The organism is Frankia sp. CoWAU3, assembly GCF_977971855.1.
Window position 1 is genome coordinate 1 of the sequence record NZ_CDWWXB010000176.1, and the last position, 7,377, is coordinate 7,377.

General features: G+C 68.6%; 8 protein-coding genes and 1 tRNA gene. 5 read left to right on the forward strand and 4 right to left on the reverse strand.

The genetic code is table 11. From position 1 onward, the window contains the following. The coding region (locus AC08ON_RS14245; protein ID WP_476617140.1) for a hypothetical protein at positions 1 to 511 on the forward strand (511 nt) is incomplete at its 5' end. A gap of 43 nt (positions 512 to 554) precedes the next feature. Here the strand turns inward: AC08ON_RS14245 and AC08ON_RS14250 are convergent. Next, positions 555 to 1,457, reverse strand: coding sequence for an alpha/beta fold hydrolase (locus AC08ON_RS14250; protein ID WP_476608001.1), 903 nt, complete (start codon positions 1,455 to 1,457; stop codon positions 555 to 557). 196 nt (positions 1,458 to 1,653) lie between these two features. Here AC08ON_RS14250 and AC08ON_RS14255 point away from each other — a divergent pair, with 196 nt between their 5' ends. Then, positions 1,654 to 3,348, forward strand: a complete 1,695-nt coding sequence (locus AC08ON_RS14255; protein WP_476617141.1) for an MBOAT family O-acyltransferase — start codon at positions 1,654 to 1,656, stop codon at positions 3,346 to 3,348. 185 nt (positions 3,349 to 3,533) lie between these two features. Next, entirely contained in the window at positions 3,534 to 4,583 is a 1,050-nt protein-coding gene (locus tag AC08ON_RS14260; protein ID WP_476607999.1) for a DUF459 domain-containing protein, read from the forward strand. Between the two features lie 50 nt (positions 4,584 to 4,633). Here the strand turns inward: AC08ON_RS14260 and AC08ON_RS14265 are convergent, their stop codons facing one another. Next, positions 4,634 to 5,026, reverse strand: coding sequence for a hypothetical protein (locus AC08ON_RS14265; RefSeq protein ID WP_476617142.1), 393 nt, complete (start codon positions 5,024 to 5,026; stop codon positions 4,634 to 4,636). Positions 5,027 to 5,135: 109 nt separating this feature from the next. On the opposite strand from AC08ON_RS14265, the gene AC08ON_RS14270 reads away from it, so the two are divergent. Together AC08ON_RS14270 and AC08ON_RS14275 are read left to right on the forward strand one after the other, a co-directional pair. Further along, on the forward strand, positions 5,136 to 5,363 hold the full coding sequence (locus AC08ON_RS14270; RefSeq protein ID WP_011438288.1) for a DUF4287 domain-containing protein: 228 nt from the start codon (positions 5,136 to 5,138) through the stop codon (positions 5,361 to 5,363). Between the two features lie 190 nt (positions 5,364 to 5,553). Further along, complete coding sequence (locus AC08ON_RS14275) at positions 5,554 to 5,964, forward strand: PPOX class F420-dependent oxidoreductase (protein WP_476607997.1); 411 nt, start codon at positions 5,554 to 5,556, stop codon at positions 5,962 to 5,964. Between the two features lie 81 nt (positions 5,965 to 6,045). On the opposite strand, the gene AC08ON_RS14280 is transcribed toward AC08ON_RS14275, so the two are convergent. Then, complete coding sequence (locus AC08ON_RS14280) at positions 6,046 to 6,804, reverse strand: Bax inhibitor-1/YccA family protein (RefSeq protein WP_023840078.1); 759 nt, start codon at positions 6,802 to 6,804, stop codon at positions 6,046 to 6,048. A gap of 246 nt (positions 6,805 to 7,050) precedes the next feature. After that, positions 7,051 to 7,125: transfer RNA gene (locus AC08ON_RS14285), tRNA-Leu, on the reverse strand. Positions 7,126 to 7,377: the final 252 nt, after the last annotated feature.

The following is a 7,377-nucleotide window of genomic DNA, read 5'->3' on the forward strand; positions in this document are numbered from 1 at the left end:
CGCCGTCCCCGGGATACGGCCGACGGACGACGATCGATACCTTCTGCGCATGCCGCATTCGGGCAGCTTCGGGCTCCTCCTGACCGTGCACGTCGTTCTCGGGGTCTTCGTCATCGGTCCGCTGACACTGATCACCGTGGTCACCCCGCGCCTGCTGCGGTTGGGGGCCGGTGCCCTGCCGATCCTGCGCCTGTGCGTGCGGATGATCCGGGCTCTCGCGCTCGCCTCACTGCTCATCGTCGTGACGGGCCTCGGGCTGGTGCATCAGGGATCATTCGGCAGCGTGCGGTCGCTGGGCGACCCCTGGCTGTCGGGTGCCCTCGTGCTGTGGGTGGTGGCCACCGGGATCTCGCTGGGCATGATCGCGCCCGGGCTCGCCCACGCCGTCAAGGAGATCGACGCGGGCGGTGACACGCGTCGGCGTACCCTTCCAATCATGGGGGGTGTCGCCGTGAGCACCGCCTGCTGGATACTGATCATCGCTTTCATGGTCATCAAGCCCGGGACCTGACGCGGCCGGGCCACCGCGACGATCCGGGGGGGCGGGTCGGCGCTCAGCTCGCCTGCGCGAGCGTCCCGCGACGATCGACTTCCCCGCGATGCACGACATCGTCAAGCTTGTCCAGGATGCGACCCCAGACCTGGCGGGGAAGCTCATGCCCCATCCCGTCGATCTCCAGCAGCTCCGCGAGCGGGATCGCCGCGGCCGTCAACCGACCACCGAGGACCGGGACGAGCGGGTCCGCGTCACCGTGGACGACGAGGGTGGGGACCGGGAGCCGTGCGAGCCCGGGGGTGCGGTCGGGCGCCGCGAGCACGGCGGCGATCTGGCGCATGACCCCGACCGGGTTCGGGCGACGGCCCCATTGGATCTCGGCCCGCCGCCGCAGCCACGCCACGTCCGGCGCGAACAACGGCGAGCCCAGGACCTCCTGCGCCTCGTGCCCGGCGAGGACGAACTCCTCCAGGTCGGCCGGCGCCGGCCGCAGGAACAGCGCAATCGCCTCGGCGGTCGGCTGCACCCGGTGGTCACCCGGATGGGACATCATCGAGGTGAGGCTGCGCACCCGCTCGGGGTTCCCGAGGGCCGCGATCTGGGCGATCATGCCACCCATCGAGCTGCCCATCAGGTGCGCCGACTCGATCCCGAGGGCGGTCAGCAGGCCGATCGCGTCCGCGGCCAGGTCATCGAGCCGGTAGGGGGCGAGGTCGAAGCGACCGCTCAGGATCGCCGCCAGGTCGGGCCGACCGAGCTGGTCGAGATGAGTGGACAGTCCCACGTCCCGGTTGTCGAAGATGATCGTTCGATAACCGCGACGACCGAGCGCGGCCAGCAGGTCCGGGTGCCAGCCGACGAGCGGCTGCCCGAGGCCGCCGATCAGGAGCAGCGGCAACCCGTCCTCGTCTCCGTGGATCTCGTAGGCGAGGTCGATGCCGTTGACTGAGACGATACCCATGGTCGGAAGGTAGCCATCCCATGGCGCCGGCGCACGAGTTCCACCGGCAATCGGCCGGAGGTTACCCGAAAGGGCCAGGCGGATGCCGGCAGCGCGGCCGTCGAGCGGCGAACACCCCACCCATCAACTACTTTAGGTAGTCGATCGACTTCCTAAAGCGATTATCCTGCTGGGCGACCCCACCGGACGGGCACACATGATCTTTCCGACGATCGAGTTTGCGGCGTTCCTTGTCGTGGTGCTGGCGATCTCCTGGCTGCTGATGCCCCGGCCGAGGCTGTGGAAGCCGTTCATCCTCGGGGCGTCGTATTTCTTCTACGGCTTCGCGGACGCACGCTTCGTGCTGCTGATCGTGGCCTCCACCTTGATCAACCAGGGTGCCGCCGTCGCGGTCCACCGCTGGCGCGACCGCCGCCTCCTCATCGCCGCGATCGTCTGCGACCTCGGCCTGCTCGGCTGGTTCAAGTACTACAGCTTCTTCGCCCTGTCGGTGGACCGCGCGCTGGCCGAGATCGGCCTCCCCACGGCGCTGCCCCTGCTCCAGGTGGCGCTGCCGATCGGGATCTCGTTCTTCACCTTCCAGGCGCTGTCCTACGTCATCGACGTCCATCGCGGCACCAGCACACCCGCGTCGCTGCTGGACTTCGCCGTGTACGAGGCGTTCTTCCCGCATCTGGTCGCCGGTCCCATCGTGCGTGCGCGCGAGTTCATCCCCCAGCTCGCCACGCCACGGGATCCGAACCAGGTCCAGGCCACCCGGGCCGTGTTCCTGATCGTGGGCGGCCTGGTCAAGAAGGTGGTGCTCGCCGATCTGATCGCCTCACGCCTCGTCGACCCCGTCTTCGACGCACCCGGCCAGCACTCGTCGCTGGAGATCGCCACGGCCGGCTACGGCTACGCCGTGCAGATCTACTGTGACTTCTCGGCGTACTCCGACATCGCGATCGGGATCGCCCTCCTGCTCGGCTTCCGCTTCCCGGACAACTTCGACCGTCCCTACGCGGCCGTCACCCTGCAGGACTTCTGGCGCCGCTGGCACATGACCCTGTCCCGATGGCTACGCGACTACGTCTACCTACCGCTCGGAGGGAACCGGAAGGGGAAGCGGCGCACCTACCTCAACATCATGATCACCATGACTCTGGGCGGTCTCTGGCACGGCGCCGCCTGGACGTTCGTCCTGTGGGGAGCGCTGCACGGCGGTGGGCTGGTGACCGAACGCCGGATCCGGGCCCGACGGGCGGACCGGATCCGGGCGACGGAACGGGCCCGAGCCACGGGACAGGAGCAGATCCCGGGACAGGCCCGAGCCACGGGACAGGAGCAGATCCCGGGACAGGCCGAATCGGCGGGGCTCTCCGCGATGCCGCTACCCCGGCCGGGATCGGAGAGCCCCGCACCGCTCCTTTCCACTGGCGGATCCGGCGCCGTTATTGGTCCCGGTCCCGCTGCCGGCTTCGGCATCGCCGGCAGTTCCGCGGGGACGCCGACCACCGCGAGCCACCAGACGATCATCGCCGCACAGGCCGCGCTTCCCGAAGCGGTCCCCAACCCGGTCCACGCCTGGGCCGGCCGGCTGGCCGTCTTCCACTTCGTGTGTGCCACCTGGGTCCTGTTCCGAGCGCCCGACCTGGCAACGGCACGCGAGCTCGTCGTCCGGCTGTTCACCGCGAGCGGACCGGCGCCGCTGGTCACTCCGACGGTCCTCGCCGCCATCGGGGTGGGACTGGCCACCGCAGCCGTCCCCCGCGTCTGGTGGATCCACGCGCAGGCCGCCTTCACCCGACTGCGCCTTGGCGCTCAGATCGCGCTGCTCACCCTGAGCATCATGATCATTTATGCGATCGTTGGCCCGCAGGACGTCGCGCCGTTCATCTACTTCCGCTTCTGAGTCACGCTCGCCTGCTCTCCCCAGCCCAACCCCGGTCCCGGAGCCTGAGTGTTACCCCGGCCGGGGTCGCCCAGGCCGGACGATACGAGCAACGGCGAGAGGGGCTTTAACTTAGAGTAATCGAATAGCAACGCCCGATCACATTCCGGGACATCTGTGACCTGCGTCAACGAAGCCGAGGGGCGATGACTGAGCGTGAAGATTCGGCGCCACCGGGACCCCCGGCGACCGCAGCCGCGGCAACCACCGGTGTCGTCCGGGTTCGGCAGGCCTTCCTACTGGTAGCCGTCACCCTGGGTCTGCTGGCGGTGCTCCGCGCCTCGGCGATGGTGCACGCGGGCGAGGGCATGCGCCCAGGACTCACCCGCACGCTCGTGCTGGGCGGGGCCCGTCCGATCGAACGGATCACCCGGACCGTCCATCTCGACGAACCGGACCGGTGGTTGTCACGCGCGTTCGGTCACGACGCCAAGTCCGGCGGAACCTTCTCCGAGCTGGCATCGGCGGCCAGCCGAGCTGAAGCCGAGCCCGATCGCCCCGGCACCCTCGGGCCGGGCGCCGCCGGTTCCCACCGCTCCCCGCTGCCACCGCGCCACCCGACCGCGGCCGATCCGCTGCGCGTCCTGGTCACCGGGGACTCGCTGACGGAATCACTCGGTCCGAGCATCATGAACAGTGCGCCCGCCGCGATCCGGGCACAGACCGAGACGCGGTTCGGCACGGGCCTGGTGCGGCCCGACTTCTTCGACTGGGCCACCCATGCCCGGGCGCAGATCACGCAGCGCAACCCGGAGCTGGTGATCGTCGCCATGGGCGGGAACGACGGCCAGGGCATCACGCTTGCGGACGGAACCGTCCTGCCAGCCGGATCGGACGCGTGGACCGCCGAGTACCAACGGCGTGCCATCGTCGTGATGCGGATCTGGAGCGGCGACGGGGCCCGCCGAGTGCTGTGGCTCAGCCTCCCGCCAGCCCGGTCGGACCAGCTGAACGGCTACTTCCGCCGGCTGAACGAGGCGACCCTCGACGCCACGACCAGGGTGGTCGGAGCCCGATATCTCGATCTCACCCCGTGGTTGTCGAAGAACGGCGCATACAGCGACTACCTCACCAGCGCGGACGGTAACACCGTCCTGGCCCGAGCCCGTGACGGCGTGCACCTGAGTCTCGACGGCGCGCGGATCGCCTCGGGACACGTTCTGGAGACCGTGCGCAGCACGTGGAACCTGCGGTGAACGACGATCGGACCGACCAACCGAACTGGACGATCAGACCGACCGAACTCTCAACGGGGGCGGAACCCGAAGCCCGCGCCGTCCAGATCCCGGCGAGCCTCCAGGACGGCGACCCGGGCTGCGGCCAGGACGTCGAGACCGGACGGCGCCGCCGCACCGGGCACCGAGATCGCGGCGACGAGCTCGTCGGCGAGGACCGCGAGCTGGTCGGTCAGGGCATGCGGCGCCAGCCGCGGCGGACGAGCGCCGGCCGGCGCTCCCGTGCCGGCCCGCTCGCCGAGCGACGCCAGTTCGTCGAGCAGCCGAACGGCCCGCTCCGCCCTGGTACCACCGGATTCCACCGGAACATCCCATGATGACCCGGACCAACACTGAAGGCGGTGAATCAGCAGGCCGACCTCACGGGTGAGATCACGGGTGAGATCACGGACCTCGTCGAACATCCGAGCAGGTTACCTGACGATGACGGGAACGGGTCTTGCTCTCTACTGTGGTATAAGGCACCCTCCAGACATGGTCCGTTGACGTCGGGTTTCACCTCAGGAGGCGCGCATGTCGCTGAACCGCTCCGCCCAGACCCACCAGATCCTCATCGAGCGGATACCGAAGGCAACCGGCCACGACGTGAACCACTGGCTCGATCGGCTCGACGACGGACCCGGCCTGCTCCGCTTCGCAGAGCGCGTCAACTGGCTGCGGGCCGAGCACGACCTGCCGCACTGCTATGCGGCGGCCCTGGTCCATGAGGCCGATCTGCGGCGGCGGGCGATCCGCGCGTAGACACTCGGCGGCCTCGGCCGCGCAGGTCCGGCCGCGCAGGTCCGGCCGCTCGGTGGGGCGTCGAGGTACGGCCCGGCTTCCCGCAGCTGTCCCCCGCCCCATGGCGCCGGGTACTCGGCGCCATGGGGCGGACACATGGTCCGCATCGTTGACGCGCCCGGTCGGCCACCGGACACATCACAATGACTGCATGAACCTCGACGCAGCCACTGAGTTCGTACGCGATCACCACCGGGCGGTGCTCAGCACCACCCGCCGGGATGGCACGCCCCAGATGTCACCGGTCACCGTCGGGGTGGACACCGACGGCCGTCTGCAGATCAGCAGCCGGCTCACCGCCTACAAGGTCCGCCACATCGAGCGGGATCCGACCGTACGGATCTGTGTGTTCCCCGATGAGTTCTTCGGGCCCTGGGTGCAGATCAACGGAACCGCCGAGATCGTCCGGCTACCGGCGGCGATGGACCTCCTGATCGCCTATTACCGAGACATCGCGGGTGAGCATCCCGACTGGGACGACTACCGGGCGGCGATGATCCGCGATCAGCGATGCATCATCCAGATCACTGCCCGGTCGGCGGGGCCGGACGTCTCGGGCTGAGGAGCAGGCTTGAGGACACCTGCCACGCGCGCGCCCTGACCTGATCATCGGCAGGACCCGGCCCCACGACGGACCCGCGCGCTACTGCCGCAGCTTGGAGAGCAGGCGCAGCGTCTCCAGGTAGACCCAGACGAAGCCGATCAGCAGGCCGAATCCCGCCCGCCACGCCTCGGAACGCGGCGCATGGGACGCGATCGCCCGCTCGATGTAGTCGAAGTCGAGGATGAACTGCAGGCTCGCGACGCCGAGCACAAGCAGGCTGAACAGGATGCCGAGCGGCGTCGCATCGTTGATCACCGGCAGGTGACTTCCGCTGGTGGCCCTGATCACGAGGTCGGTCAGGCCGAGGAGCACGACCCCGAGGAGCACGCCGAATACGATACGGGCCATCCGGGGGGTGGCCCGTAGCCGACCACTACGGTAGGCGACCAGCATCGCGACAAAGATCAGACCGGTCCCGAGCAGGGCCTGCGGGATGATGCCGTTGAAGGCGTTCTCGTAGTAGCGCGAGACCGCCCCGACCGCCACCCCTTCGATCAGGGCGAAGGCGATGATGAGCGGCGGACTGATCAGGTTGCGAAACGAGACGAACAGGCTGATCGCCAGGGCGACGAGGCCGGCCCCCAGCGCGATGCCGGGCGAGTCCGGCGCGAGGGCCCAGCCGACCGCGCCACCGACCGCCAGCAGTGCGAACAGCCCCAGCGTGTGCACGACGACGTCGTCGATCGTGAGGGTGGTGGGCTGGCGGTAGTGGCTCGCCAACTCCTCGGGGGTCGGCGTGGGAGGAGACGCGAACCCACCGCGACGGAACGCGGGGTTCGAGGAACGAAGGTCGGCCATGGAGCCGGCTCCTCTCGGTCGCCTCCGGGGAGGCATCACCCTCGGTGACTACAGCCTACGTCACCGTCTGGAACGTTCCTTGGGATAGGGGAGTTCCCGGCGCACCGGGACACGGTGGACGGCGACCGACAAGGCATCGCGACGCACGTCCACGCGCGCATCCTCGCAGCATCCCACAGCGACGAAGCCTTCCCCTCCTCGGCCGCGGTTCATCGGTCAGATGCCCGGACGACCGAGAAAGGATTGTGCCGGTGGTCGGAGTCGAACCGACACTCGAGCTGTTTTTAGGACAGCCTCCTCTACCAGTTGGGATACACCGGCTCGTCTACATCGCTGATGTTTCTACCACGCTACGTAGGGTCTGGGAATAACACATGCGGAAAAAGTGGTCCGGAGATGGCGGTACGACCGAAAGCGTGACTCATCGTGACGAGGATGCCAACTGTTCGCCATCCCCTTCGATCAGTGGACAGCTCAGATCGCTAAAAGGCGGGTCCACCGTCGGGTTTGGTCCTGACGACCAGAGCGGAGACGCGGGAAAAACACCCCCACCTAAGCTTGTCGTTTAACCTT